Here is a 26,477-nt window from a genome sequence, read left to right as displayed (position 1 = left end):
CATGAGCACCTCTCTCAGTGACACCGGTTCCGCTGGAGCCGGCTACGCCCAGGAGCTGCGCAGGGGCGTGGGTTCGTTCGCGTCCTTCGCGGCAGGCTTCTCGTTCGTCTCGATCCTGACCACGGTGTTCCAGCTCTTCGGGCTGGGCTTCGGGCTCGGCGGTGCCTCGTTCTTCTGGGCCTGGCCACTGGTGTTCGCGGGGCAGCTGCTGGTCGCGCTGTGCTTCGCGGAGCTCGCGGCGCGGTGGCCGGTCTCCGGTGCGATCTTCCAGTGGTCGAGTCGTCTGGCGGGCACGACGGCGGGCTGGTTCGCCGGCTGGATCATGATCATCGGGCAGGTCCTCACCGTCGCCGCGGCCGCGATCGCGATCCAGGTCGTCCTGCCGAGCATCTGGTCCGGTTTCCAGATCGTCGGAGGGCCCGGCGCGGACTCCTCGGTGGCCTCGGCGACCGGTGCGCAGAACGCGGTGCTGCTCGGCGTGATCCTCCTCGCGATCACGACCGCCGTGAACATCGCTGGAGTGCGGCACATGGCGTCGGCCACGAGCATCGGGGTCACGGTCGAGATCGTCGCGGTGATCGTGCTCGTCCTGGCTCTGTTCGTCCTTCCCGAACGCGGTCCTCAGGTCGTGTTCACGCACGACGGCTGGACCGGGGACGGCAGCTATCTCCCGGCGTTCCTGGCCTCGGCGCTGATGGCCGCGTACGTGATGGTGGGGTTCGACTCCGCCGGTGAACTGGCCGAGGAAACGCACTCGCCGAGACGAACCACGCCGCGCACGATCCTGCACGCGCTCATCGCGTCCGCGATCGGTGGCGCCTTGCTCATCCTCGGCGCGTTGATGGCCGCGCCGAGCCTCACCGACGGAAACCTCGCCACCGCAGGGCTTTCCTGGGTGCTCACCGAACGGCTGGGCGGCGTACTGGGCCGGTTGCTGCTGTGCTGCGTCGCTGTCGCGGTGTTCGCGTGCACGCTCGCCATCCAGACCGCGGGGGCGCGGATGATCTACTCGATGGCCAGGGACAGGGCCTTCCCGTTCCACCGGCAGCTGGCCAAGGTGTCCCCGCGCACCGGCACCCCGATCGGCGCCTCGATCGTCGTGGGTGTCGGTGCCGCGATCGCACTCGTGGTCAACATCGGTCAGTCCGCGCTCTTCACCGCGTTGTCGAGCCTGTGCATCGCGATGCTCTACCTCGCGTACCTCGGCGTGACGTTGCCGCTGCTGATCACCCGGCTCCGGCACCGCGGGACCGGCGGCTGGCCGACCGGTGTCGACGAGCACGGCAAGCAGCAGTTCAGCCTCGGCAAGTGGGGAATCCCGCTGAACGCGCTCGCCGTCGTCTACCAGATCGGCATGGCGGTCAACCTGTTGTGGCCGCGGCCGGAGATCTACGACCTCACCGGTGAGACCTGGTGGCTGCGCTGGAGCGCGTTGCTCGTGATCGCCCTCAGCCTCGCGGGCGGTGCCGCGTACCTCCTCTTCAAACACCGGGTGCACGGCCGGATCGAGCTGCGCCACGTCCCGCACACCCACACGGCGGAGGCGTGATGACCGACACCGTGCTCAACGCCAGGGACGACGCCCGCGCACGGGGAGGTCAGACCAGCGAGTGGATGCCTTACCTGCCCGCGTCGTCGAGCCCGTACCGGCCCGCCGGTGTGGAGGCGCTCACGTGGGCGGAAACCGTTGCCCCCGGCGGATACACGCACAAGATCCTCGCCAGGGGCACCCGGATCCGGTTCGACGACCCCACCGGTGACGCCTGCGCACACGTGATCGTCTACAACGCGCTGGAACCGGTGGAGCGGCTCAACGTCGCCGACACGGTGAAGATCCCCTGGCAGGCCTACCTCGGTGCCGGGCACCCGTTGCTGTCGGGTGACGGCCGCGTGCTCGCGACGATCGTGGAGGACACGTCCGGACATCACGACGCGTTCTGCGGCACCAGCACCGAGATGTGGAACCAGCGGAAGTACGGCGATGCCAGGCCGGAGGGGCCGTCCCCGGCAGGTCGTTCGTTGTTCGTCAAGGCCGCGGCCAAACACGGACTCTCGCCGCGCGACCTCCCGCCCAGTGTGTCGTTCTTCCAAGGAATCAGGGTCGACGCCGACGGAGCCTTCGAGTGGCGGGGATCGGCGGGAGAGGGCACGTCGGTCGAACTGCTGGCCGAACTGCCGTTGCTGATCCTGGTGGCCAACGTGCCGCACCCGCTGGACCCGCGCCCGGACTACGTGGCCGGACCGCTGCGCGTGCACGCCTGGCGCACCGCGCCCACCGGGCCGGACGACGACCGTTTCCAAGCCACGCCCGAAGCGCATCGGGCCTACCTCAACACCATCGACTACGCGGAGGCGCGGGGACTGTGACCAGCACACTGTCTTTCGACTGGTCGGAGCCGCTCGTGCCGGGCGAGGTCGTGCTCGACGACCGGGTCGCTCCCAACGCCTCCTGGTCCGCGGTGGTGCGGGCGGGCGACGTGCTGACCATCGTGGACGTCGGCGGCAACCAGTCGGGCGACTGCCTGATCTACAACGCCGCCGACACCGAGGAGCGCTACAGCGTCCCCGACACGTTGGCCTGGCAGGGAAACGCCTACGTCCGCACGGGCACGGTGCTGCGCAGCAACCTCGGCAACCCGCTGATGACCGTGGTCGGCAACGAGATCGACCGGCAGGACACCATCGGCGGCGCGTGCTCCAAGGAGTCCAACACGCTGCGGTACGGCCACCACGTGATGTTCCACCACGGGTGCCGGGAGAACTTCCTGTCCGAGGGGGCGAAGCACGGACTCGGCCTGCGCGATCTGGTCTCGAACCTCAACTGGTTCATGAACGTCCCGGTCGAGGCGGACGGCGCGCTCGGCATCGTCGACGGGATGTCCGCGCCCGGCAAGCGGGTCGCGGTGCGGGCCGAGACGGACGTCCTGGTGCTGGTCTCGAACTGCCCCCAGATGAACAACCCCTGCAACGACTTCAACCCGACGCCGCTGCGCATGATCGTGGTGAGGCCATGACGTCGTTCGACGTGGTCCTGGTCGCCAACCGGGGCGAGATCGCGCGCCGGATCATCCGCGGTGCGCACGCCCTGGGCATGAAGACGGTCGCGGTCCACTCCGACGCCGACCGCGCCGCCCCGCACGTCCGGGAGGCCGACATCGCCGTTCGGCTCGGTCCCGCTCCCGCCCGCGACTCCTACCTGCGGGCCGACGCGATCATCGAGGCGGCTTTCGACAGCGGCGCCGGGCTGATCCACCCCGGCTACGGGTTCCTGTCCGAAAGCGTCGCTTTCGCCCGTGCCGTGGAGGAAGCGGGCCTGCGGTTCGTCGGCCCGACTTCCGAGCAGATCGCCGCGTTCGGTGAGAAGCACACCGCGCGCGAGATCGCGCTGGGCGCGGGTGTGCCGATGCTCGCCGGCACCGGTCTGCTGTCGTCGGCGGACGAGGCCGTGGCCGCGGCCGAGCGGATCGGGCTGCCCGTGATGGTCAAGGCGACCGGTGGTGGCGGTGGCATCGGCATGCAGGCCTGTGCCACCACCGACGAGGTGCGTGACGCGTTCGAGCGGGTGGAGTCGTTGGCACGGCAGAACTTCGGCGCCGCGGGGGTGTTCCTCGAACGGCTGGTGCGCCCGGCCCGGCACGTGGAGGTGCAGCTGTTCGGCGACGGGCTCGGCCGGGTCGCGGTGATCGGCGACCGGGACTGCTCGCTGCAGCGCCGCAACCAGAAGGTCGTCGAGGAGGCACCCGCTCCGGCTCTGCCCGGCCACGTCCGCGAGCTGCTGCACACCTCGGCGCGGGAGCTGGCGGCGTCGGTGCGCTACCGCAGCGCCGGCACCGTCGAGTTCATCTACGACCCGGTCCGCCAGGAGGCCTCGTTCCTGGAGGTCAACACGCGGCTGCAGGTCGAGCACCCCGTCACGGAGATGGTCTTCGGCGTCGACCTGGTCGAGCTGATGCTGCGGCTGGCCAGAGACGGCGCGGACGGCCTGCCCGACCGCGTCTTCGACTCGCCGTGGATCCCGGACGGGCACGCCTTCGAAGCCCGCGTCTACGCCGAGGACCCCGCGAAGGAGTCGCTGCCGTCCTCGGGCCTGGTGACCCAGGCGGTGTTTCCGGAAGATCTCGACGGGGTCCGGGTCGACGGCTGGATCGAGACCGGGCTCGAGGTCTCGCCGCACTACGACCCCATGCTGGCCAAGGTGATCGCCGCCGGACCCAACCGCGACGCCGCGCTCGACCTCCTCGGCGAGGCGCTCGACAGCTCCCGCGTCGACGGCATCGTCACGAACCTGGGGCTGTTGCGCGCACTCACCGCCTCCGACGACGTGCGGGCCGCGGTCCACTCGACGTCCAGCCTCGACGTCACGACCGATCCCGATCCCCGCGTCGACGTGCTCGTGCCGGGGACGATGACGACGGTGCAGGACCTGCCTGGCCGCGTCGGGTACTGGCAGGTCGGTGTCCCGCCGAGCGGTCCGTTCGACCCGGTCTCGCTGACCGAGGCGAACCTCGCCGTCGGCAACCCCGCCACCGCACCGGGGCTGGAGATCACCGCGACCGGGCCGGTCCTGCGGTTCTCGGTTCCGTCGGTCATCTGCCTCACCGGCGCACCTGTGGAGTCCGATGTGGACGGAGAACCGGTGCCGCAGTGGGAGCCGGTCGACGTCCCCGCAGGCGGCACCCTGCGAATCGGTACCGCCGACGGACCTGGACTGCGCACCTACCTCGCCGTCCGGGGCGGGTTCGACGTGCCCGCCTACCTCGGCAGCGCCGCGACGTTCACCCTGGGCGGGTTCGGCGGCCACGCCGGCCGCGCGCTGCTGGCGGGCGACGTGCTGCGGCTGCGCTCACCGGACGCGGCGGAGAACCCGGGACTGACCACGATCGGCGGCCCGACCCCGGCGCACCGCCGTCCCGCGATCACCGGCAGCTGGCAGATCGCGGTCACCGAAGGACCGCACGGGGCACCGGAGTTCTTCACCCGTGCCGACCTCGATTCCTTCTACGCCAACGACTTCAGGGTGCACCACAACTCCGCGCGCACCGGTGTCCGGCTGATCGGGCCCAAGCCCGAGTGGGCTCGCCCCGACGGTGGGGAAGCCGGGCTGCACCCGTCGAACATCCACGACACTCCGTACGCCATCGGCGCCATCGACTTCACCGGCGACACCCCGGTCATCCTCGGTCCCGACGGCCCGTCGCTGGGCGGGTTCGTCTGCCCGGCCGTGGTCGCCAGCGGTGATCTGTGGAAACTCGGGCAGTTGCGTCCCGGCGACACCGTGCGCTTCGTGCGGGTGCGTGAGACCGATGCCGCGGTCGACCGGCGAGCGGTCCCGTATGTGGTGAGTTCGGGCGGTGACGGGGACGACGGTGTGCTGGGCCGCCTGGAGGAGACCGAGGACCGCCCGTCCGTCACCTATCGTCGTGACGGCGACAGCAACGTGCTCGTCGAGTACGGGCCGATGACCCTCGACCTCGCCCTGCGCATGCGGGTGCACGCACTCCAGGAAACCCTTGCGGCACATGCCCCGGACGGCATCCTCGACGTCACACCGGGCATCCGCTCGCTGCAGGTTCACACGGACCCGGCCCGGTTGAAAGCTTCGGACGTGGCGCGGCTGCTCCAGGAACTGGAAGGCGAAGTGCCTGCCACGCAGGAGCTCGTGGTGCCGTCCCGCACCGTGCGGTTGCCGCTCAGCTGGGACGACCCCGCCACCAGGCTGGCGATCGAGCGGTACATGGCCGGAGTGCGTTCCGACGCGCCGTGGACACCGTGGAACATCGAGTTCATCCGCCGCATCAACGGTTTGGCGTCGGTGGACGACGTCCACCGGACCGTGTTCGACGCGTCCTACCTGGTGCTGGGCCTCGGCGACGTCTACCTCGGCGCGCCGGTGGCGACCCCGCTCGACCCCCGGCACCGGCTCGTGACGACGAAGTACAACCCCGCGCGGACGTGGACGGCCGAGAACTCCGTCGGCATCGGCGGCGCGTACCTGTGCATCTACGGCATGGAAGGGCCTGGCGGGTACCAGTTCGTCGGCCGCACGGTGCAGGTGTGGAACCGCTACCGCCGCGGCGGGCTGTTCGCCGAGCACCCGTGGGCGCTGCGCTTCTTCGACCGGATCGAGTGGTACCCGGTCTCAGCGGAGGAGCTGCTCGAACTGCGTGCCGAGACCGACGCCGGACGCGGTGACTTCGAGGCGGTCGACGGCACGTTCTCGATCGCCGAGCACCTCCGTTTCCTCGACGACAACGCCGACGACATCGCGGCCTTCCGCGCACGCCAGACGGCCGCCTTCGAAGAGGAAAAGGCGCGCTGGCGCCTCGCCGGGGAGTTCGACCGGCACGACGAACCGGAAGTGATCACCGCCCCCGACGTGACGCTGCCCGCCGGCGCGGTCGCCGTGACCGCACCGTTCACCGCGACCGTCTGGCGACTCGCACTGCAACCAGGTTCCCCGGTGACCGAAGGGGACGCGGTCCTCTCGGTCGAGGCGATGAAGATGGAGGCCGACGTGACCACACCCGTCACGGGCAGACTGGTGGAGCTCTACGTGAGTCCCGGTGACCAGGTCGATCCCGGTCAGATCCTCGCGGCGGTGCTGCCATGACGCCCGATCCCATCGCCGCCGTGGACGCGGCCTACGACCGGATCGAGGCGGAGGGCCGCCACGAGATCTGGGTGACCCTCCGCTTCCGCGAGGACGCCCTGTCCGAAGCGAAGATCATCGCCGAACGGGTGGCCGCGGGCGAGGACCTCCCGCTCGCCGGCCGGGTGATCGCGGTCAAGGACAACATCGACGTGGCCGGGCTGCCGACCACCGCAGGCGCGCCGTCGTACCTCTACCGGCCGGCCGCGGACGCCACGGCGGTCGCGCGCCTGCGGGCCGCGGGCGCCGTGGTGATCGGCAAGACCAACCTCGACCAGTTCGCGACCGGCCTGGTGGGCAGCAGAAGCCCGTACGGCGCGGTCCGCAACGCCTGGGATCCCACCAGGATCTCCGGGGGTTCGTCCGCGGGCTCCGCCGTCGCCGTCGCGCTCGGCATCGTCGACGCCGCACTGGGCACCGACACCGCGGGCTCCGGACGTGTCCCCGCGGCGCTCAACGGCATCGTCGGCGTCAAGCCGACAAAGGGCCTCGTGCCCGTCACCGGCGTCGTCCCCGCCTGCTACTCCCTCGACTGCGTCACGGTTTTCGCCCGCGACCTCGCCCTGGGGCGGCTGGTCGCCGAGCTGATGTCCGGCCCCGACGCCGCAGATCCGTTGTCCCGCGAGGCCCGCCCGGACGCGGTTCTCCCGTCACGGCCACGGGTCGCCGTGCCCGCGGACGAGCACCTGGCGGGTCTGGCACCCGGCTGGCGCGAGGCCTTCACCGCGGCCGCGGCGAGCCTGGCCGCCACCGGCGTGCAGATCGTCGAGGTCGACATCACCCCACTGCTGGAGGCCGCGAAGATGTTGTACGGCGGCGCTTTCGTCGCCGAACGCTACGCCGCCGTCGGCGCCCACATCGAGGCCCAACGCGACCAGATCGGCACCGGCCTGGACCCCACCGTGGCCGCGATCATCCTCGCCGGAGCGTCACCGACAGCTGCGCAGTGGGCCACCGACACCGCCACACTCGCCCACCTCGGCGCGCAGGGACGCGCACTGCTGGACGGCTGCGACGCGCTGCTGACCCCGACCACGACCTGCCATCCCACCCTCGACGAGGTGGCCGCCGACCCCGTCGGCGTCAACAGCGGGCTGGGCCGCTTCACCAACTTCGCCAACCTGCTCGACCTCGCCTCACTCGCCGTGCCCGCCGGCTTCGTCGACGGACTGCCGTTCGGCGTGATGTTCACCGGCCCCGCGTTCACCGACCGAGCCCTGGCCGACCTGGCCCGCCGCCTGCTCGCACCCTCGGTCGACCTCTTCGTAGTCGGCGCGCACCTCAGCGGCCAACCGTTGAACTCCCAGCTGGTCCAAGCGGGCGGCAGCCTGGTCCACCCGGCGACGACCGCCGCGGCGTACCGCCTCCGCGCCTTGGCCACGACACCGCCCAAACCGGGCCTGATGCGGGTGTCCTCCGGCGGCGCCTGCGTAGAGGGAGAGCTCTGGCGACTCCCGGCCGCAGGCTTCGGCACGTTCGTAGCCGCCGTACCGCCCCCTATGGCCATCGGCACCGTCGAACTCTCCGACGGGACCGCAGTCCCAGGTTTCCTGGCCGAACCGTGGGCTCTCGAGGGCGCCGACGACATCACCTCGTTCGGTGGCTGGCGGGCCTACCTGGCGGCCACCCGGACGAAGGAGACAATGACGCGGTGACTCGCCCCCGCCCCGGCCGCCCGCGCCACGCGCCCGACGAGGGCGGCAGCCTGTCGCCACGCGACCAGATCCTGGAAGCGGCCGCCGCGCTGTTCGTGGACCAGGGCTTCTCCGCAACCTCGACCCGCGCCATCGCCGACCGGGTCGGAATCAGGCAGGCCTCCCTCTACTACCACTTCGCGGGCAAGGACGACATCCTCCTGGAACTGCTCCGCACCTCGGTGCGCCCCAGCCTGGAAACCGCCCGCGCGCTGGAAGACGCCGAACTCCCACCGCCGGCAGCGCTCTACGCCCTGGCCATGGCCGACGCCCACACACTCGCAACAGCACCGCACAACATCGGCATGCTCTACCTGCTACCCGAAGTACAGCTGGAACGGTACGACCTGTTCCGCGAGGACCGAGTAGAACTCCAGGAAACCTACGCCCGCCTGGGCGCCCGCGTAGCCGGTGACGACCCCGCCTCAGCGGCGGGCGCGCGCCGCGGCGAGATGCTGATCCAACTCGTCGAGGTAGTGATCCACCAAAGGCGAACCCGCGTGCCGGACGCCGCCGACTGCCACGCCATCGCCGAGGCGTGCCTGCGCGTGTGCGGCGCCGACGAGCCGACGATCACCGCCGCGCGCGCCGCGACCGCCGATCGTCGTCGTGCGGCGCGCTCAATCACAGGGTTCTGAGCAGCTTCCTCAGCGGTGCGGCGAGGTCCGGGTGGTCGCCTTTGCCGATGCGGTGCAGCAGCCGGGCACCGACGTAGAGCTGGGCGAGCTGTCCGGCGTCGGTGTCGAGCACATGGGCGAAGGTGTCGCGCACTCGTTCCGCGGTCTCCGGTACGAGCAGGCTGTAGCAGAACAGTGTGGCTGCGTCTGTCCCTGCTGGACCGCGCCCCCACGATTCCCAGTCCAGCAGGCTGAAGTCCGGTGCCATCAGGTTCGCCCAGTGCAGGTCGCCGTGCACGGTTTCCCATTGGCGTACCACGGGGTTCACCGAGTTGCCGAAGTGCTGCTGGATCCTCCCGCTGATCAAACCCTGATCGGCGTTGACCCGCTCGGTAGGGGTCGCCGCGATCACCTCGATCGTTCTGCGCAGTTCCGTCCACCACTCGTCGGGGAGGCGGATCGCGTGGCGCAGGATCTCGGTGGGGGAGCAGGGAGAGCCTGGGGCCAGGGTCATCAGCTCGGCTCGTTGCTGCCGCCATTCCTCCCACTCGTAGACGTCGAGAACCCGAGGCTTGGACAGCGTGGCGAACACGTTGGCGTCGAGGTTGCCCGTCCAGAAGTCGCCGTCGGTCCACTGCCTGTCCTCGGACACCACCCGAAGCCAAAGCCACCGGCCGGACGCCTGCACGGGTGCGCTGATCGACCGGTCCAGCCAGCCGAGCCGGACGTTCCCGGCGATGGTGAGACCGAAGTGGTCCGCTGCGTGGCTGAGGTTTTCGTGCATCCACTGCCGGAACCGTGCATCGGCCTCGCTCAGGTCGACCGTTCGGCCGTCGCGGTGGAGGACGGGTGGGTGGTCAAGCTGTTCGGACACGGTTTCCTCTCGCCCGTGGTGCTCACCCGAGCACTGTGCGACTTCCTTGGTACCGCTTGGAAAACCTCCAAGCGAGGAGCCGAAGAGGTCATGACCCGAACCGGGGATGTGGTGAGCGAGTTGTCGGGCATGCCGATGCGTTCACCGCCCAGCCGTCTCATTCACCCCCGAGGGCTACGAGGTAGCCGACGACGAGCACTGCGCAGACAATCGCTGGGACGAGTTCGCGGCCTCGGTCGTGGTTGCGCGCGTGCACGATGAGGGCGCCGGCGAGCAGGAGGAGCAGGCCGGTGCCGGCCAGCGCGCCGAGTACCGGTGCGGTCAAGCCGAGCAGAAGCCCGGCGGCTCCGGCGATCTGCAGTGCACCGATGCCTCGGTAGGCGGCGACGGAGAACCCGATATGCGCGGCGCGTTCCCGCATGGGCGCGAGCGCGAACAGGCTGGCCGCGCCGGAGAGGAGGAAGACGACCGCCACGAGGACGGACAGGACGATCAGGACGGTCATGAGTTTCCTTGGAATTTCACGCGGAGGGGAACGGTGTAGCGGAGAGGGCGTCCGTCACCTGGTGGCTGCTGATGGGCGTGCGGTTACAGCCGGTTTCACGGTGAGCCGGCGAGTGCGTCGGCCAGTGCCTTGACCTGCCGGTGCCAGAACGCCCGGGAGATTTCGGCCTTGTCGAACACCTTGTCGAAGAGGTGAAAGGCGCCGGGAACGATGTGCAGTTCGCAGGGAACGCCACTGTCGTTGAGCCGGCGGGCGTAGTCGACGTCTTCGTCGTGGAACAGGTCGAGGGTCCCGACGCCGATCCAGGCCGGTGGCAGGCCGGACAGGTCCTCGCGGCGGGCCGCGGCGGCGTACGGAGAGACGTCCGGGCCTGCGACGGCGGGACCGAGGTAGGCCGACCAGGCGTAGCGGTTGCTTTTGGCGGTCCACACGCGCAGGTCGCGGGTGTCGAGGTCGGCTCGTGTCGTCGTGCGGTCGTCCAGCATCGGGTAGACGAGCAGTTGGAACACGGGCCGGATCTCGGCGCGGTCGTGGGCGAGCAGGGCGAGGGCGGCGGTGATTCCCCCGCCGGCGCTGGCTCCGCCGATGGCGATGCGTCCGACGTCGATGTGCAGTTCGTCCGCGTGGGCGACCAGGCCGCGCAGCGCGGCGTAGGCGTCCTCGACCGCGGCCGGTGCGGGACTGTCCGGGGCCAGGCGGTAGCGCACGGCGGCGACGGTGATGCCGAGCTGGCGGACGAAGGCGATGTTCCTCTGGTCGTCCTGCTCGGGGTCGCCGAGGATGAACCCGCCTCCGTGTGTCCAGAGCAGTGCGGGAGCCGGTGTGGCCAACCCGGCCGGCTGGAACACGCGCAGCGACACCGGCGGCGCGCCTGCCGGTCCGGGCACTACGAGCTCCCTGACCGTCACGTCCGGTCCGGGATGGGCCGGACGCGGCCTGATCCTGCGCATGATGGCCACTGATCGGGGACCGGCGGAAATGCGGGGGATGAAGCGGGCCCGCGCGAGTTCGGGGTGGAAGGTGCTCATGGATTCCTCTTGCTCTGTTCCGTGATCGCGGGGGTTCACCAGATGGCGGCACCGGCGTCGGCTTGACCGACGTTGATCTGAGCGGCTCGTCAGCCGATGGAGGGCGATGCCAGGGTTTGTGCGCTGCGGGCCAGGGCGGCGGTGTAGTCGGCGGTGACGATGTGGGCGATGTAGCCGTCGGGGCGGACGAGGATCTGGGTGGGTCCGGTGAGGCCGTAGATCTTGGTCAGGCTCGGTGCGGCTCCGGTGGGGATCTTGACGACGTGCAGTTCGGCGCCGGTGGTGGGCCAGGGGAGTGCGGTGGTGGCGGTGACGGCGGCGTCGCCGACGGCGAGCAACGTGAAGTGCGGGCCGCGGAAGCGGTCGAACAGGGTGCCGGTGTGTCCGCTGGTGTCGCGGTACTTCGCGTTCGGGGCGCGGTCGCCCGCTTGGACCGGCGCGTTGGCGACGCCCTGGTGGGTGAGCGGGCTGTCGCGGTAGTTGAGCTTGAGTTGGCGTTCCTCGTCGCCGCGGGTGGCGGCGGCGAGGGGGCGGTCGCCGAGTTTCTGGTAGAGGTCGCTGGACAGGCCGAGCACGCGGGCGGCGACGGGGCGGCGTTCGGCCTCGTAGCTGTCGAGCAGTGCGTCCGGTGCGCCGGCCAGTACCTGGGCGAGTTTCCAGCCGAGGTTGTAGGCGTCCTGGACGCCGGTGTTGAGGCCTTGGGCGCCGGCGGGGGTGTGGACGTGGGCGGCGTCGCCGGCGAGGAACGCGTTGCCGGCGCGGTAGCGCTCGACCAGCCTGACGTTGGGCCGGAAGACCGAGGACCAGAAGACCTCCCGGACCCGCAGGCCGGCTCGTCCGGACGCGTCGTGGACCAGTCGGCGGATGGCGGCGGGATCGCGGTCCGGGGTTTCGCCGGGCTTGAGGCGCAGCATGAGCTGGAACTTCTCACCGGGCAACGGGCACAGCGCGAGGAACCGGCCGCCGTTGCGTGGCCAGATGTGCCAGCGGTTGCGCGCCAGGCCGTCCACCAGGACGTCCGCGACGATCATCTTGTCGCTCTCGTCGGTCTCGCCGACGAAGGGGATGTCGGCCTGCACGCGTACGGCGCTCGCGCCGCCGTCCGCGCCGACGACGAACCGGGCGCGGATCGTCCGCTCGCCGTCCTGGCCGGTGACGGTCGCGACGACCTCGTCGCCCTTGTCGACCAGGGAGGTCAGGCGTGTGCCGTATTCGACCTTGCCGCCGAGTTGCTCCAGGCGGCGGCGCAGGCAGGCGTCGGTGTCGTACTGGGGGATGAGCCTGGTTTCGGGGTGGGGCACGTCCTCGGTGACCTTGTGACGGCCCATCATCCGCCACGGCAGCGTGAGCGGGCCGACGTGGAGGCCGAGGAGGGGGTAGGTGGTCGAGTGGTCCACGATGTCGTCGATGAGGCCGAGGTCGTCGAAGACCTCCAGCGTGCGTGGCTGGACGCCTTTGGCGCGGGAACCGGGGAAGCCGCCGTCGGCGGCGTCGACGAGGCGGAACGGGACGCCGCGGCGGGCGAGGTCGCAGGCGAGGGTGAGGCCGGTGGGTCCGGCGCCCACGATGAGCACGTCGGTGGTGTCGGTCATGTCTGAAGCTCCGTTGCGAAAGTGGTGAGCAGGCCGGCGAACTGCTGTGGGCGTTCGAAGGGCGCCATGTGCCCGCAGTCGGGGATGTGTTCGGCGCGCACGGGCTTGAGCAGTTCGACGGCGCGGTCGAAGGCGGTGGCGGTGTCGAAGAGCGTGTCCTGGTTGGTGAACGGGAAGTGCTTGAGGGTGGAGGTGAGCGCGTACATCGGGCCCTCGAACCGGAAACCGTCCAGCACCAGTGTTCGCAGCCGCTCGGCGTCCACAGTGGACTCGACGTTGCGGTCGAGGTGGGCCAGGAGGTTGCGGCGCAGCAGGTGCTTGCCGGCCAGCGGGGTGAGCGAGTCTGGCATCAGCGCGATGGGGTTGCGTTCGGCGGACAACCCGGCCGGGCCGCTCACCGTCAGCGACGCGGCGCGGGAGCCGGGGCTTGCGGCGTAGGCAAGGGAGATCAGGGCGCCCATCGAGGACCCGACCACGTGGACGTCGGACAGGCCGAGGTGGCGGATCAGGTCGTCGAGTTGCCGGACGAACAGCGGACGCCCGTACCGGCCGCGGACCCGGTCGGAGTACCCGCGCCCGTAGGCGCTGTAGGTCAGCGTGCGGTGGCCGCGTTCGTGCAGCAACGACGTCACGTCGTCCCAGAAGTCGAGCGGGATCGTGAGGCCGGGGACGAAGACGAACACCGGCCCGTCGCCGGGGCCCGCGAGTTCGTAGTGGGTAGTGCCGTCGGAGAGCACGGCGAAGTCGCCACGCCGTCCGGCGCGGGTTGCGGGAGCGAGGCGGTCGGTCTCGCCGCGCGCGACGAAGTACCGCATCAGGCCTCCTCCCAGTAGAGGCCGGCGGTGAAGGCGGTGATCGCCCGGCTCACCTCGGCGGGTGCTTCGAGGGGCATGAGGTGTCCGACTCCGGGCAGCGCGACCTCGTGGCTGTCGGGGATGTCCCGGCCGAAGTGCTGTTCCGACACGCGTTCGCTGCTCAGCACCAGGGTCGGCGTCCGGATGGTGGCGATCTCGGCCGAGCGGTCGGGGTGGTCGGTGTTGGCGAAGTCGATGAACGCGTCCCGTGCGCCTGGCCGGGACATCAGCGCGTGCACGCGGTCGACCAGCGCGTCGTCGACGACGGTCGAACCCGGTCCGACCAGCCCGGCGAGGTTGCGGGCGGTCGCGGCGCGGGAGCCGAGGCGGCGCAGGACCGGGCGCAGCGGCGGGATCCGGGCGAGGCGGAGCGCGAGCGGGACGTCCTTGTCCGGGTAGCCGGTGGCGTTCATCAGCACGAGTCCGCTGAGCCGGTCCGGGTGGGCGAGGGCGTAGGTCCAGGCGATCTGCCCGCCGAAGGAGTGTCCGGCAAGCACGAACCGTTCCGGCGTGTCGAGCAGTCGGTCGAGGAAGGACACGTACGCGCCGATCGAGTAGTCGCGGTCCGGGCGCGGTCCGGTGAGACCGAAGCCGGGCAGGTCCACGCGCACGACGTGGAAGCGGTCGGCGAGCAGGTCCGTGACGGCGTCGAAGATGTGCAGCGACCAGCCGCTGCCGTGCAGCAGCACGAGCGTGGGCCCGGTGCCGGTTCGCCGGACGTGCACGCGCATGCCGTCCAGTTCGACGAACTGGGACGTCGCGTCCGTGAACTCCATTTCGGTTACTCCGTATCCGTTATTGGTCGCTGCGAAAGCGCTCCGTGACGCCGTTACCGTGTTTCGGCTACACCGTATCCGTAATGCGCGGCGCGGTCAAGGAACCGGCCGGCACGTCGCCCGGTCAGTCGCGGGCTTCGCTGGTCCGGGCCGCCTCCAGGCCGATGATGATCAGCCGCAACCCGAACTCGAACTCGTCCTCCAGGGGCACCGGGAGCGCGTCGGCGACCGCGAGCGTGGCGGGGAACCGGTCCGGGTCCAGCCGATGCAGGTGGGCGGACACGTCAGCGTCCTCGCGGCGCTGGGCGGCGGCATCCTGGCCCAGCTGCATCGCGAAGCCGAGCACGTGCCGGGCCAGCGTCGTGTAGGCCCGTGCCGCCAGTGCGGGGGAGAACCCCGCGGCGAGCAGGAATGCCAGGGCGCGCTCGCGGTGCAGCATGGCGTTGGGGCCGACGGGCACGTGCTCGCCGATCAGCGGGGCCGCGTTGCGGTGCTTGCGCAGCACCTCGAACATCGCGGTGGCCAGCGCGGTGCACGCGTCCTGCCAGGTCGCCGCCTTGTCCGGGTCGACGTCGATCTCGCCGAAGATGCGGTCGACCACCTGCGCGAGCAGGTCGGCGCGGCTGTCGAAGTGGCGATACAGCGTCGCCGTGCTCGACTCCAGCCGCTGGGCCAGAGCGCGCAGGGACAACGCGTCAGCGCCTTCTTCATCGAGGATCGCCAGCGCCGCCGCGACGATCTGCTCGCGGGGCATCGCGGGGCGGCCGGGCGCGCGTCGGCCGGTCGAGGTCGCGCCGCGGCTGTTCGGGGATGGTGGCACGCGCCCCAGTATGTCCGGGCTTGCCGTACCCGACAATATCGGGAACAACGTATCCATTAATGTTTCCGTTCGGTGGCCGCCGCGGAGGCCTTCGCCGTCACGATGTCCGGCACCACGCTGCCCACTCCGCTGTACCCGCTCTACCAGCGGGCGATCGGCTTCTCGACGCTCACCACGACCGTGGTCTTCGCCGCCTACGCGGTGGGCGTCCTGGCCGCGCTCCTGCTCGTCGGACGTGATCGGGCGACGGCGCACCCTGCTCCCCGGCCTGGCGTGCGCCGTGCTGAGCACAGTCCTGTTCCTCCTCGCGGACGACGTCGGCCTGCTGATCGCGGCACGACTGCTGTCCGGGCTGTCTGCGGGCATCTTCACCGGCACCGCGACCGCCACGCTCGTGGACTCCGACGATGACCGCGGTCGCGCGACCCTGATCGCGGCGGTGGCCAACATGGGCGGGCTCGGCGCGGGACCGCTCGTGTCCGGTCTGCTGGCGCAGTACGCACCCGCCCCGCTGCACCTGCCCTCCTGCTCCACCTGCTGCTGGTCGTCGCGGTGGGCGTGGGCATCCGGGCGATGCCCGAGCCCGTCACCGCCCGCAGCCCGCGCGAACTGCGCATCACACGCCTGACGGTGCCCGCTGCGATGCGGACGACCTTCGCCAAGGCCACGATCGCCGGTTTCGCCAGTTTCGCCGTGCTGGGCCTGTTCACCGCCGTGACACCGCTGTTCCTGCGCACCCTGCTCGCCGTCCCGGCCGGCCTTCTGGTCTGCTGGCTGCTCGCGGTGTCGACCTTCGGCCAGACCGTCCTCGTCCCCCGGCTGCGCGCGCACGCCCTACCGGTCGGATCGGCCACCCTTGCCTTCGGCGCGCTGGTGCTCGCAGGAGCCCTCGCGGCCGGGTCGCTCCCGCTCCAGCTCGTCGCCACCACCCTCGCCGGACTCGGCCAGGGCACCACCTTCCGCACCGCCCTCGCGCTGCTGACCGCCACGAGCCCACCCGACCGGCGCGCCGAGGTCGCATCCAGCTTCTTCGTCGTCGCCTACATCGCCATCTCCGCACCGATCGTGGGGGAAGGCCTGGCCGTGCAGCTGGTCGGCCTGCGGACGGCCAGCGTGGGGTTCGGCGTGGTCGTCGCCGTCCTCGCCGCCGGCACGACGGCCAGCTTCCGACCGACGGCGCCTCCCACACCCTGAACATTTCCCGGCTCCACCACCACACGCCACGAAGTCACAGAGGGGAAGCCGTGTGCGCCGTCGGGGCGCACGCCGCACTGACCGCAGACCCGGACCGCGTCCGGGAATGCCTCGCCAAACCCACCCGGTGGAACGGATGGCTGACGCTCCACAAGTCGCGGAAGGGCAAACCGCCCGCGGTGGTCGAGGGACAGGGCGCCACCGCGGTGAGGCAAAGACGGCCGAAATATGAATTACCTCACGGGATTCTGGTGAATCCCGTGGCGGCTCTCGTCGCGTCCCAGGACAACGGCGAGACCGGTACGCCGGACCACGCCGCCGCGAGGCAATGTCCGCGTAGAAGGCGCACGAATAAACCATTGTGCGACATGGCCCAACGAGACCGCCGGCACCCGGTACGGATATCGGCGCGACTGAAGAGACGCTTGAGCTACGATCGGGACGCGCGTCTTAGGCTGCGAAGTGCATCGGTTTTCGACCTTGTGCGTGCCGACGAATACGTCCGTGCAGGTCAGGAGGCGTTGATGGTTTGTGGTCGTCATCCGGCATGATCGCGGCCGTGCTGGTCCGCTTCGCCTACCTCGCCGTCTCCCATGCCTTCGCCGCGCTGTGGCTGCTGCGCATGTCCGATCGGGACAAGGACGTCGAGATTCTCGCTCTGCGTCATCAGCTCGAGGTTTTGCGCCGGCGGCTCGGCGATCAGCGCCCACGATTGCGGCCAGAGGACAGGGTGTTGCTCGCCGCTTTACTCGCGCCCCTGGCTCGCGTGAGGTTGCGCCAGCTCCGGCTGTTGGTCAGCCCGGACATGGTGGTGAGGTGGCATCGCGATCTGATGAAGCGCCGTCATGCCCGTGCGAGCGTGAACAGAGGACCTGGACGTCCGTCCGCGTACGGTCGCTTCGATCCGCTGCCTCGTCCTGTGTCTGGCAACTGAGAACCCTTCGTGGGTTATCGACGCATCCACGGTGAAGTCGCGCTCTTGGGTGTCACATCGCCGCCTCCACGGTGTGGGAGATCCTCAAGACGGCGGGCGTCGATCCGGCGCCGAGTCGGGCAACCGTTACCTGGGCCGGGTTCCTGCGTTCGCAGGCTGAGGCGATCCTGGCGATGGACTTCATCAAGACGGTCACGCTGACCGGGCAGCGCCAGTACATTCTCGCCGCCATCCACCACGCCGGCCAGCGTGTACGAATACTCGGCACGACCGCACACCCGACCCATGCCTGGGTTACCCAGGTGATCCGCAACCTGCTCATGGACCTGGACGACACCGGATACCTCGCGCAGATCAGGTTCCTCATTCGTGACCGCGACGCCAAATACCCAGAGTTGATCGCCAAAATCCTCGGCGTTGCTGGAATTGCGACGGTGCTGACCGGTGTTCGGATGCCCCGCATGAACTTCATCATTGAACGCTGGGTGAAGACCCTTCGCACCGAACGGCTGGACCGCACGCTGATCTGGAGTCAGACCCACCTACGGCACGCGCTGCGCGAGTACGAGCGGCATTACAACGAGCATCGGACCCACCGATCACTCGCCACCGCAGCACCCCTGAGGGCGCGGCTGCAGCCTCTCGAACCTGGCCAGATCGAACGCCTCACCGTAGGTCAGCAAGACCGTCTCGGCGGAGTCATCCACGAGTATCGCCATGCTGCTTAGCCTGCATGGACGTAGTTTCAGCACGCACAGCATCGTCGCCGCTGCAGTGGTCCTACTGCACCACGAACACGGACGCACCACCTGGCCAACCGAAGTTGATCACACACCGCACGAGGGCTACTCGGAAAGTCTTTGTGGGGCTCGGAGGTGATGTTCCGCTCGCCTCATAACCTGGGGGTGATCGCCCGGCTGGTCGGCGATTAGCCGGGCGATCCGCAGTCTGTATTCCTGCACGCTTTCCTGGCTCCGTCTCAGCGTGATTTCACGGCCCTGATGAATCTGGCGGCTGCCTCCGGTTCGCCAAGTTCTTCCAGGAGCTTGATCACCTCAGTCAACACCCCGAGATGATCGCCCTGACTGGAGAGCACGAGCCGCACGTACAAGGCTCCGGATTCCTTCAGCGCTGCAACGGCTTCCGCCTTCCGGGTACCGTCTTTGCGTTTGGCCATCAGGAACGCCGCGGTGTACAGCGATCGTGCGAGATCTGGCAGAAAGCTGATGTCAGAGATTGCTTCTCGGCAACGTTGCACCACTTCCTCTGCAGCCGCTTCAGCTTCGTCGTGCCGGTGATCGTCAAGCAGCACACCGGCGTAATTGCCGAGTGCACCGATGAGATTGCGCAGATCATCGGTCGAGCCGTGTTTCGCGCTCAACTCGCGAAAGATCTCAATCGCCTCAGCACAAGTGGACAGCCGTTCCTCGATCCTGAATTCGGCCCTGAACCTCTCGGCGATCAGCATCATGCCCTTGGTGATGTCCGTCCTGAGTTCCTCGAGAGTCGTCCGGACGATCTCGGTCTGACGGCACTGCTTCTCCTTGGGATCCTGTACCGACATGTTGAGCACCGCGCTGTAGCCGATCAGCGCGAGCCCCAGCATGTCGGTGAGCCTCTGTGGGTCCTCGGCAGCGAGCACCCTGAGCAGCTGCACGGCTTCAGCTGACCACGTGATGGCCACGTCCCACTGGCCGAGCCCGGCCGCTAGTTTGGACACCCCGTCAAGCCCGGCCGCGAACGCCGCCCTTTCCTCGATCGGCGACCCCGTTGAGGGCCTCAGTTGGTCGAGCTTCTGCGTCAGCACCGCGAGCGCGTCGTCGACCTTCGTCAGCGAAGGGGGTTCGCGGTGCAACTCGAACGGGTCGTGCAGGGGACGATCTTTTGCAAGCGCGGTGGACATCGGCGTCGGGAACTTCTTCTCCTGGATTGCCGTCGCGATCTTCGTCATGAGGTAGCGCTGAACCTTCGGGCCTAGGTACAGGTATTCGCGCCACCACGCCTTGTAGTCATCAGACGGCTTGGGGCGTTCCGCACCGAGCCACTTGTCGAACAACTTCTCGATCTCGGCGATCATGACTCCGCCAACGCCGAACGTCGCCGCGTTACCGCTTCCGAGGTGGTGGTCGGACAGGTTCCGCACACGGGCGCCCACCACCGCTAGCTTCTCCTTGTCGCGGTAGCGCGCCTTGCCGAGCATGAGAAAGTATGTGGCGATCGCCGCTGACATGTTTGTCCATGCGCCGACTGGGTCGAACAAGAAGTAGGCACGTTCGTCCGTGCTCAGCTCCAACGCGGTGCCGGGTGATACCGACCAGCCTTCGACGAACATGCGCACCGTTGCCGCGGCGGGATGAGCGTCGTTCAGCGGGTCGAACAGGACATCGTGCCGTTCTTCAGCGTGTACGGCCTCGTGTGCGACGACGAACAATGTCGCGAACGTGCGGCTGCACAGGGCGTCGAGCAGTTGGAGGTTGGAAAGCGCAGCCGCGAGTGAGGGAAACAGGACCGGTGTGTGTCGCGCGTTCTCCAGTACGCCATGCCTCAACTCGTTGACTTGGCGCACAACCGGCATAGCCAAGCTGTCGAAGCCGTCGTCGTCTCCGTACTGTTTGAAAAGATCAGAGATGAGGAAAGTCTCGTTGACGAACTCCAAGGCCTGAACGAGTCCGTAAGGCAGCACGATGTAGCGCTGGTCGCGGAACGGGTGAACGTACGCGTCCTGGTGAGTGCTGGGTACGACGACCAGTAGGCGCTCGATATAATTTGAGAAATCGATGTGCCGGAGGAAGATCTTCTTGAACATCAGCAAAGCGGACTTGGTCTGTCTGGTCAGCATCAACGTGGTCGCGATATCCCCCTGAGCGAAGGACGGTCCCAGGTTCGACATGTCGAACAGGTGGTGACCGGACCTCTGCTCGTGCCTCAGCACCTCCGCGACGACATGCTCGTCGGGTGGGTGATCATCGGGCCTGCCGAAGAACGCGTCGTGAACCCGGCTCCGGTATTCTTTGTTGGCCGGATCATGTTCGAAGGCGGTTATGTCGATACCGAGCTCGATGAGAACCTGTGCGGCCGCGCGGGCGAAGATCACGCGGACTCCTTGGTCTCACCGTTCTCTGTGTCGTCAGGGCGGTCGTCTGTCTCCAGCCTCTCCAACAGAAGTCTGATCAGCTGTTCCTGCTCCTCAGTGTTGAGCTTTCCGTCGGGGTCCGTCTCGACTGAGATCGGCTTCACCTTTCCGCGGAAACGACGTTTGACGAACCCTCCGATCGCAGCCGCCGCTGCGGTGGCGGCCACGTCGACGGGAACGGTGACTAGGGCTTCCACGATTATTTGCGTAAGGTCGAAATGGCGCTCGAAGTAGCAGCGGGCCACCCTGAGCTCGATGCCGTGTTCGAGTTGGATACAGATGCCCTTGCTGTCGAGAAGCTCTCGTGCGGTGTGTGCGTTCTCGTCCACCTGTGCGCTGGCGAAAGAAACTCTGACCGAGGTCACTTGATGCTCCTCTGGTGCGTGAAATGGGGTGCGGATGCTACCAGGATGAGGGCGGTCTCGCTCGGCGTGCAATTCGGTTCCCTCGATGGGGGCAGGCTCTCCGCGATTGGAGTGGCGCCTTCCAGAGCGCTGTCCGCAGCGGTCTCGCTCTCGAAGGTCTCGAGCTGACCCAACGTGCTGGACATGCCCAGTACTCGGACGGTCATATGGGCTGGTGTCGAGAAGCTGAATCAGTGAGCAATGTTATTCCATTCTCTGTCGCATTGAGGAACGTCGTCGTATCGCTGGCAGGGGACATTGGTGCCGCGTTGTGCGTGCCGGGAAATACGTCCGTGCAGGTCAACGGGCATCGTTGGGTAACGGTCATCATCCGGCATGATCGCGGCCGTGCTGGTCCGCTTCGCCTACCTCGCTGTCTCTCAAGCCTTCGCCGCGCTGTGGCTTCTGCGCATGACCGATCGTGGGAAGGACGTCGAGGTCCTCGCGCTACGCCATCAACTCGCGGTCCTGCACCGGCAACTCGGCGATCAGCGCCCACTATTGCGGTCTGAGGACAGGGCGTTGCTCCGCAGCCTTGCTTGTGCCGTTGGCCCGTGCGACGTTGCGTCGGCTCCGGTTGTTGGTCAGTCCGGATACGGTGCTGAGGTGGCATCGCGACTTTGCTGACGCGCCGCCATGTCTGCATGAGCGTGAACCGTCGGCCTGGGCGTCCGCGCACTGTCGCTTCGATCCGCCGTCTTGTCCTGCGCCTGGCGGCCGAGAACCCCTCGTGGGGGTATCGACGTATCCACGATGAGCTCACGCTGCTCGGTGTCGCGATCGCCGCATCGACGGTGTGGGAGATCCTCAAAACCGCCGGCATCGATCCGGCCCCGCGCCGGACGACCGTTACCTGGGCGGAGTTCCTGCGTTCGCAGGCGGAGGCGATTCTGGCGATGGACTTCGTCGAGCCGGTCACGCTGGCTGGTCAGCGCCAGTACATTCTCGCCGTTATCCACCACGCCAGTCGGCGTGTATGGGTAGTCGGCACGACCGCACACCCGACCCATGCCTGGGTCACCCAGGCGATCCGAAACTTGCTCATGGACCTCGAGGACACTGGATACGTCGCGCGGATCAGGTTCCTTATTCGCGACCGCGACGGCAAGTACCCGGCACTGATCGACGAGATCCTCGTCGGCGCTGGGATCCGACGATTCTGAGCGGCGTGCGGGTGCCCCGCATGAACGCGGTCATGGAACGCTGGGTCAAGTCGCTGCGCGGCGAGCTCCTGGACCGCACACTGATCTGGAACGAGGCGCATCTACGGCACGCGCTGCGTGAGTACGAGCAGCACTACAACCAGCACCGCGCCCACCGATCCCTCGCCGCCGCAGCACCCTTGCGAGCCCGGCCCCAGCCCCTTGGAACTGACCGGAGCGAACGCCTTGCGGTACTTCGACGGGACCGTCTCGGCGGAGTCCTCCACGAGTATCGGCATGCCGCTTAACCTGTGCGGACGTAATTTTCGGCACGCACGGGGCTGCGTGAGTACGAGCGACAGTACAGCGAGCACCGAGCCCGCCGATCGCTCGCTGGCGCGCCACACCCTGCAGGACCGGCCTCAGCCTAACGCCTCATCATAGACCGACGTGATCTTCTCGGATGAGGCATCCACGAGTATCACCATGCGCCTTGAGCTGCATGGACGTAGTTTTCGGCATGCACACGGCCTTGCCGAGCGTGAAGATCGGGTGGTATTAAGGGAAGCGGCGGTTGAGTGCCTCGAGATCTTCGAGCTCGATCCCGGTGCGGTAGTTCTTCGTCCAGTAGGAAATGCCCTGGTCACGGTCATATTCGGCGAGCTGGTTGACCCAGCGCTTGCCAACGTACGGGACGTCCCTACGAGCAAGGCCCACTGCGAATCGAGCACCAAGCTGTCCTTGGCCACGAGGCAGCGCGCCGGCGAGCTCAAGAGCACTCGGTCGTACCAGCACCGGCCCTCCGGGCAGGGCGGGCGAACACCTTCCCAGCTTCGATGTGAGCACCGCACCGAGGTGTGCGCGCGGACGGCGACCCCGCACCAGCGCCAGGCGCCCCCTCAGGCGATCAAGATTGCGGTGTGCACCGTAATGACGGCCAAGTTTCGCCATACTACGGAGCGTGGCTGAGATCATCCTCGTGTACGGAATCGCGCAGGGACAGTGCTCTGCGGACATCTCGGGGAGCACCTGGTTGCCCGCCCTCGCTTGCGGCATCCGCACTGCGGGGGACGCGGAGCCTGCTGATCGCATCTGGCGGAACGGCACAGCGGCCAACGCACGCATCGCGTTCCACGACGGCTGCGTCCACCGCGCGGGGCAACTGACCAAGGCCGAGATCGGCCGGCCCGTCGCAGCGGCGCCGGCTTCGTGACCCGCCGTACGGAAAGTTCGAGGATCAGTCGAGTCGGCGTGGCGCTGACCGAGCTCGCCGTCGGGACCTGCACTGGGTGTTCCGCGAGCCGGGAGAGGAAGACCTCGGCATCGATGCACACTTCGAGATCGTCGAAGACGGCAAGTCGCTCGGTCTCCTTCTGGCCGTGCAGATCAAGAGCGGCCGAAGCTGGTTCGAGTCCCCGGCCGAGGGCGGCTGGTGGTTCCGACCGGACCAAGACCACGTCGAGTACTGGCTCAGCCATTCGATCCCGGTCATCGTCGTGCTGGCCGACAACGAGAGCTCCACGTGCTATTGGCAGCACGTCTCGGCGTCGACTCTGATCAAGAGCCGAAAGCGGGGGTGGAAGCTGCTGGTACCGAGCACCCACGTGCTCGACGCGTCCGCGGTGGTGCCGCTGCGGGAAGTGGCGGAGGTCGCAGCGCTCGAGGCTCGCGGGCATGTTGGAGTACCAATCGGCGAACTCGACGCGGGTGCGCTGGAGGTGCATGGCACGCTTTCGAGCGTTCACACGCCATTGGAACTTTCCGAGTACCGGTTCCGTGCGCATGACGCGCGGCTAAACGAACTGCTCGAAGACGCCATGGGGCCCCAGGCCAAGTCTGGGATCGCCGTCCTCGTCGCCATATCCGGAGCGGGAAAGACCAGGGCTCTGTACGAGGCACTGCACCGACCCGTCCCGATGGAGCCCGCCACGACGAGCCTCGCCGAGTCCGGCTGGCAGGTGTGGCCGGCGGTGAACCCGCTGCCGCCCAGGCGTTTTCTCCACGAGCTCGGTCGGGTGGGCCCGCGGACGGTGGTCTGGCTCAACGAGGCGCAGCGGTACCTATTGGAACCGGATCCCTCTCTGCGAGCGGCGATCGCGACAGCACTACGGGAGCTCCTGGCAGACGAAACCCGCGGTCCGGTGCTCGTGATGGCGACGCTGTGGCACCGGTACTGGGCGCAGATCACGGCAAAACCAGCACCGGAGAAATCAGACGAGCTGGTCGCGGCCCGGCGACTGATCGAGGGCGGCTACGTGAGAGTTCCCGACACCTTCACCAACGCGGAGGTGGCCGAGGCGCGGAGATCAGGGGACCGACTACTCGCAGCAGCAGCGAACCGTGCGACCGGCACCAACGTCACCCAGTACCTCGCCGGCGCTCCAGAGCTGTTGCGCCGGTATAAAACCGCTTGCCCCGCACAACAGGCGATCATCCACGCGGCCATGGACGCCCGCCGCCTCGGGCATGAGGAAATCCTGTCCGAGGACTTCCTGAGCGCTGCGGCACGCTGCTACCTGAACTCCGAGGAAGCCGAGCAGTCGGCTGATGATCCGTCGTGGTTCGGCACAGCGATCGCGGACCTCATCGCTCCCGGCGTCGCCAGCGAACCGGTTCTGCGCCTAAGCGCCCTCGGCTACCGCTTGGACGACGTCCTCGACGAAGAGGGGCGCACGAGCCGCATATTCGAGTTTCCACCCGAGGGCTTCTGGACCGCGGCGATGGAGAGTGATCTTAGGACCGACAACCGCGTGAGACTCGCGGAAAGCGCGGCGGCGCGGCTTCGAATGCAGATCGCCGCCCGGTTGTACGAGGCGGTCGGTACGGAGGTCGGCGGCGAGGGCCTGTACGCGATCGCAATGCACTGCGAGCGGAAGGGAGCGCGGCAACAAGCGGAGACCCTGGCGCGACGCGCGGCGGAACTGGGGTACGCGGACGCACTGAAGTCGCTGGCGATGTGGCGTCGCGGACGCGGTGGCGAGCACGACCCCTTCGTGCAACAGCTGCTCTGGGAAGCTGCTGAAGGCGGCGACGTTGACGCACTCGACGAACTCGCGACAACCCTGGAACGGGCAGGAGACAGCGAAGGCGCTGAGGCGCTCGCGCGAAAGGCAGTGGAGCTGGGCTCGTGGAAGGCCGTGGTCTCGATTGCGGGATGGCGTGCCATAGAAGACCAAGGAGAGGCACGAGCGATGGTCGCCAGCCTGCCTGATCACATGAGAGCCGCTGCGATGACGCGGTTCGCTCTCGAACTGGACGAGGTGGATGATCACGACGAAGCGGAGGAAGTGGCGCTCGTGCTGTTGGGCTCCGGTCATTCGCAGGCGGCTGTGGAACTCGCGGACCGGTGGGCGCAGCATGACAGAAAGCCGCAAGCAGCACGTTTGCTCGATCGTGTCGGTCTGCCGAAGAGCGTCGAGGAGGCCTTGCGGGTGGCACTGACGCGGATCAGCCTTCGTGACTACCCCTCTGCCATCAAGGTTGTCCTGGACCAGGTGGGAATCGATCTCGGTCACGCTCCGACGGACATCCACGATCATGAAGTGATCGCGCGCCGGCTGGCTGCGTTCGCGCAGACCCATTCGGCGACGGTCGTACGCGAGCTGGAATTCGTTCTGCGAAGGTTGGACGAGGAACACCTGGTCGCTTATCTCCACACGGATATGCGGCCCGCACCCAGCGACGAACCGGAGCCCGCCGAGGTGAACGTCGCCGTGAGCCACGCCGACGACGACCTCGAAGGGACGATGTACGAGGTGGCCGACGCGTACGCCACGCTGGCCGGTTACCACGCGAAACGCGGAGATTTCGCGGAGGCGGAGGTACTGGCGTACCGCGCGGCCGAGGCGGGATCTTCTGACGGCCTGGAGCAACTCAGCCGTGAGCTCGCCGAACGAGGAAACCGAGCCGAAGCCGATCGGCTGGCGTTGTGCGCGGTGAACATGACGTCGGACTGGCAGGGGTACGGCTCGAGCGAGTCGGCGTGGGCTGCGCTGGCCCAGGCGCGGAAGGATGACGCCCTGCTCACTCTGGGGCTCGATGCCGATGGCAACACGGCGCCCTCTTGGTGACCACGCGTGCTCGCTGAGATTTTCGCGGTCGGGGCGCTTCACCGCACGCAGGACCGTGCCGGCCTGGAACCGCGGTGGCGACCGTGAAGATGGCTGGTGCGGCCTTCCATGGTGCCCAGGGAACAGGAGTTAGGGGGGTTGTCGCGCCGACTTGCAGAACGGTGAAAGCGCATTGGCATTCTGACCATGAC

Annotated in this window: 22 protein-coding genes and 2 pseudogenes; 14 read left to right on the top strand and 10 right to left on the bottom strand. The window is 68.2% G+C overall.

The window, feature by feature from the left end; genetic code table 11:
• The first annotated feature begins 1 nt into the window (after nucleotide 1).
• Genes IEZ09_RS01755 through IEZ09_RS47650 form a run of 6 tightly spaced genes read left to right on the top strand, consistent with a single transcriptional unit; the run spans nucleotide 2 to nucleotide 8,981 of the window.
• Complete coding sequence (locus IEZ09_RS01755) at nucleotides 2-1,549, top strand: amino acid permease (RefSeq protein ID WP_189251712.1); 1,548 nt, start codon at nucleotides 2-4, stop codon at nucleotides 1,547-1,549.
• Nucleotides 1,549-2,367: an urea amidolyase associated protein UAAP1 gene (locus IEZ09_RS01750; protein ID WP_189251711.1), complete on the top strand. Its 819-nt coding sequence runs from the start codon at nucleotides 1,549-1,551 to the stop codon at nucleotides 2,365-2,367. Before IEZ09_RS01755 ends, IEZ09_RS01750 begins: the two co-directional genes overlap by 1 nt.
• A gap of 35 nt (nucleotides 2,368-2,402) precedes the next feature.
• Nucleotides 2,403-3,014 carry an urea amidolyase associated protein UAAP2 gene (locus IEZ09_RS01745; RefSeq protein WP_370467626.1) on the top strand — a complete coding sequence of 204 codons (612 nt, stop codon included), beginning with the start codon at nucleotides 2,403-2,405 and terminating at the stop codon, nucleotides 3,012-3,014.
• Nucleotides 3,011-6,610, top strand: a complete 3,600-nt coding sequence (uca, locus tag IEZ09_RS01740) for an urea carboxylase (protein ID WP_189251709.1) — start codon at nucleotides 3,011-3,013, stop codon at nucleotides 6,608-6,610. The genes IEZ09_RS01745 and uca overlap by 4 nt, the downstream gene beginning before the upstream one ends.
• Nucleotides 6,607-8,304, top strand: coding sequence for an allophanate hydrolase (gene atzF, locus IEZ09_RS01735; RefSeq protein WP_189251708.1), 1,698 nt, complete (start codon nucleotides 6,607-6,609; stop codon nucleotides 8,302-8,304). The genes uca and atzF overlap by 4 nt, the downstream gene beginning before the upstream one ends.
• Complete coding sequence (locus IEZ09_RS47650) at nucleotides 8,301-8,981, top strand: TetR/AcrR family transcriptional regulator (protein ID WP_189251707.1); 681 nt, start codon at nucleotides 8,301-8,303, stop codon at nucleotides 8,979-8,981. Before atzF ends, IEZ09_RS47650 begins: the two co-directional genes overlap by 4 nt.
• Here the strand turns inward: IEZ09_RS47650 and IEZ09_RS01725 are convergent.
• The 7 genes from IEZ09_RS01725 to IEZ09_RS01695 form a co-directional block, all read right to left on the bottom strand.
• On the bottom strand, nucleotides 8,968-9,744 hold the full coding sequence (locus IEZ09_RS01725; RefSeq protein ID WP_189252182.1) for an aminoglycoside phosphotransferase: 777 nt from the start codon (nucleotides 9,742-9,744) through the stop codon (nucleotides 8,968-8,970). The genes IEZ09_RS47650 and IEZ09_RS01725 overlap by 14 nt on opposite strands.
• 247 nt (nucleotides 9,745-9,991) lie before the next feature.
• Nucleotides 9,992-10,339: a DoxX family protein gene (locus IEZ09_RS01720; protein ID WP_189251706.1), complete on the bottom strand. Its 348-nt coding sequence runs from the start codon at nucleotides 10,337-10,339 to the stop codon at nucleotides 9,992-9,994.
• Nucleotides 10,340-10,434: 95 nt separating this feature from the next.
• The gene (locus tag IEZ09_RS01715; RefSeq protein ID WP_189251705.1) at nucleotides 10,435-11,367 is read right to left on the bottom strand and encodes an alpha/beta hydrolase; all 933 of its coding nucleotides are present in this window, start codon (nucleotides 11,365-11,367) and stop codon (nucleotides 10,435-10,437) included.
• 89 nt (nucleotides 11,368-11,456) lie between these two features.
• Complete coding sequence (locus IEZ09_RS01710; RefSeq protein WP_189251704.1) at nucleotides 11,457-12,959, bottom strand: FAD-dependent monooxygenase; 1,503 nt, start codon at nucleotides 12,957-12,959, stop codon at nucleotides 11,457-11,459.
• Nucleotides 12,956-13,774, bottom strand: a complete 819-nt coding sequence (locus IEZ09_RS01705; protein WP_189251703.1) for an alpha/beta fold hydrolase — start codon at nucleotides 13,772-13,774, stop codon at nucleotides 12,956-12,958. Before IEZ09_RS01705 ends, IEZ09_RS01710 begins: the two co-directional genes overlap by 4 nt.
• Nucleotides 13,774-14,589, bottom strand: coding sequence for an alpha/beta fold hydrolase (locus IEZ09_RS01700; RefSeq protein WP_189251702.1), 816 nt, complete (start codon nucleotides 14,587-14,589; stop codon nucleotides 13,774-13,776). Before IEZ09_RS01700 ends, IEZ09_RS01705 begins: the two co-directional genes overlap by 1 nt.
• A 124-nt stretch (nucleotides 14,590-14,713) precedes the next feature.
• Nucleotides 14,714-15,409: a TetR/AcrR family transcriptional regulator gene (locus tag IEZ09_RS01695; protein ID WP_229812164.1), complete on the bottom strand. Its 696-nt coding sequence runs from the start codon at nucleotides 15,407-15,409 to the stop codon at nucleotides 14,714-14,716.
• A 235-nt stretch (nucleotides 15,410-15,644) separates the two neighbouring features.
• Between IEZ09_RS01695 and IEZ09_RS46165 the strand changes: the two genes are divergently transcribed.
• The 4 genes from IEZ09_RS46165 to IEZ09_RS46150 all read left to right on the top strand — a co-directional run bounded on the left by IEZ09_RS46165 (nucleotide 15,645) and on the right by IEZ09_RS46150 (nucleotide 18,265).
• Nucleotides 15,645-16,037 (top strand): MFS transporter, encoded by a 393-nt coding sequence (locus IEZ09_RS46165; protein ID WP_229812163.1) that lies wholly within the window; start codon nucleotides 15,645-15,647, stop codon nucleotides 16,035-16,037.
• Nucleotides 15,983-16,603 carry a hypothetical protein gene (locus tag IEZ09_RS46160; RefSeq protein ID WP_229812162.1) on the top strand — a complete coding sequence of 207 codons (621 nt, stop codon included), beginning with the start codon at nucleotides 15,983-15,985 and terminating at the stop codon, nucleotides 16,601-16,603. Before IEZ09_RS46165 ends, IEZ09_RS46160 begins: the two co-directional genes overlap by 55 nt.
• 547 nt (nucleotides 16,604-17,150) lie before the next feature.
• On the top strand, nucleotides 17,151-17,537 hold the full coding sequence (locus IEZ09_RS46155; RefSeq protein WP_229812161.1) for a hypothetical protein: 387 nt from the start codon (nucleotides 17,151-17,153) through the stop codon (nucleotides 17,535-17,537).
• A gap of 71 nt (nucleotides 17,538-17,608) precedes the next feature.
• Nucleotides 17,609-18,265, top strand: a complete 657-nt coding sequence (locus tag IEZ09_RS46150) for an integrase core domain-containing protein (protein ID WP_229812160.1) — start codon at nucleotides 17,609-17,611, stop codon at nucleotides 18,263-18,265.
• A gap of 251 nt (nucleotides 18,266-18,516) precedes the next feature.
• On the opposite strand, the gene IEZ09_RS01680 is transcribed toward IEZ09_RS46150, so the two are convergent.
• Both IEZ09_RS01680 and IEZ09_RS01675 read right to left on the bottom strand, forming a co-directional pair.
• Entirely contained in the window at nucleotides 18,517-20,631 is a 2,115-nt protein-coding gene (locus IEZ09_RS01680; RefSeq protein WP_189251701.1) for a hypothetical protein, read from the bottom strand.
• Nucleotides 20,628-21,035 carry a hypothetical protein gene (locus IEZ09_RS01675; protein ID WP_189251700.1) on the bottom strand — a complete coding sequence of 136 codons (408 nt, stop codon included), beginning with the start codon at nucleotides 21,033-21,035 and terminating at the stop codon, nucleotides 20,628-20,630. The genes IEZ09_RS01680 and IEZ09_RS01675 overlap by 4 nt, the downstream gene beginning before the upstream one ends.
• Before the next feature lie 659 nt (nucleotides 21,036-21,694).
• Between IEZ09_RS01675 and IEZ09_RS46145 the strand changes: the two genes are divergently transcribed.
• Together IEZ09_RS46145 and IEZ09_RS46140 are read left to right on the top strand one after the other, a co-directional pair.
• Nucleotides 21,695-22,237 (top strand): helix-turn-helix domain-containing protein, encoded by a 543-nt coding sequence (locus IEZ09_RS46145; protein ID WP_229812159.1) that lies wholly within the window; start codon nucleotides 21,695-21,697, stop codon nucleotides 22,235-22,237.
• A 20-nt stretch (nucleotides 22,238-22,257) separates the two neighbouring features.
• Nucleotides 22,258-22,524 carry an integrase core domain-containing protein gene (locus IEZ09_RS46140; protein WP_308427921.1) on the top strand — a complete coding sequence of 89 codons (267 nt, stop codon included), beginning with the start codon at nucleotides 22,258-22,260 and terminating at the stop codon, nucleotides 22,522-22,524.
• A gap of 250 nt (nucleotides 22,525-22,774) precedes the next feature.
• Here the strand turns inward: IEZ09_RS46140 and IEZ09_RS01665 are convergent.
• A pseudogene (locus IEZ09_RS01665) lies at nucleotides 22,775-22,915 on the bottom strand (lysine 2,3-aminomutase); the annotation flags it as partial.
• Between the two features lie 262 nt (nucleotides 22,916-23,177).
• Between IEZ09_RS01665 and IEZ09_RS01660 the strand changes: the two are divergent.
• Both IEZ09_RS01660 and IEZ09_RS01655 read left to right on the top strand, forming a co-directional pair.
• Complete coding sequence (locus IEZ09_RS01660; protein ID WP_189251699.1) at nucleotides 23,178-23,429, top strand: hypothetical protein; 252 nt, start codon at nucleotides 23,178-23,180, stop codon at nucleotides 23,427-23,429.
• Between the two features lie 64 nt (nucleotides 23,430-23,493).
• Nucleotides 23,494-26,286: pseudogene (locus IEZ09_RS01655) on the top strand (DUF4365 domain-containing protein); the annotation flags it as partial.
• Nucleotides 26,287-26,477 lie beyond the last annotated feature (191 nt).

Origin of the sequence: Lentzea flava (assembly GCF_014648475.1) — a bacterium.
GTDB classification, from domain to species: domain Bacteria; phylum Actinomycetota; class Actinomycetes; order Mycobacteriales; family Pseudonocardiaceae; genus Lentzea; species Lentzea flava.
Note: the sequence above shows the minus strand (reverse complement) of the source record. Positions and strands in the feature narration are given on the sequence as shown.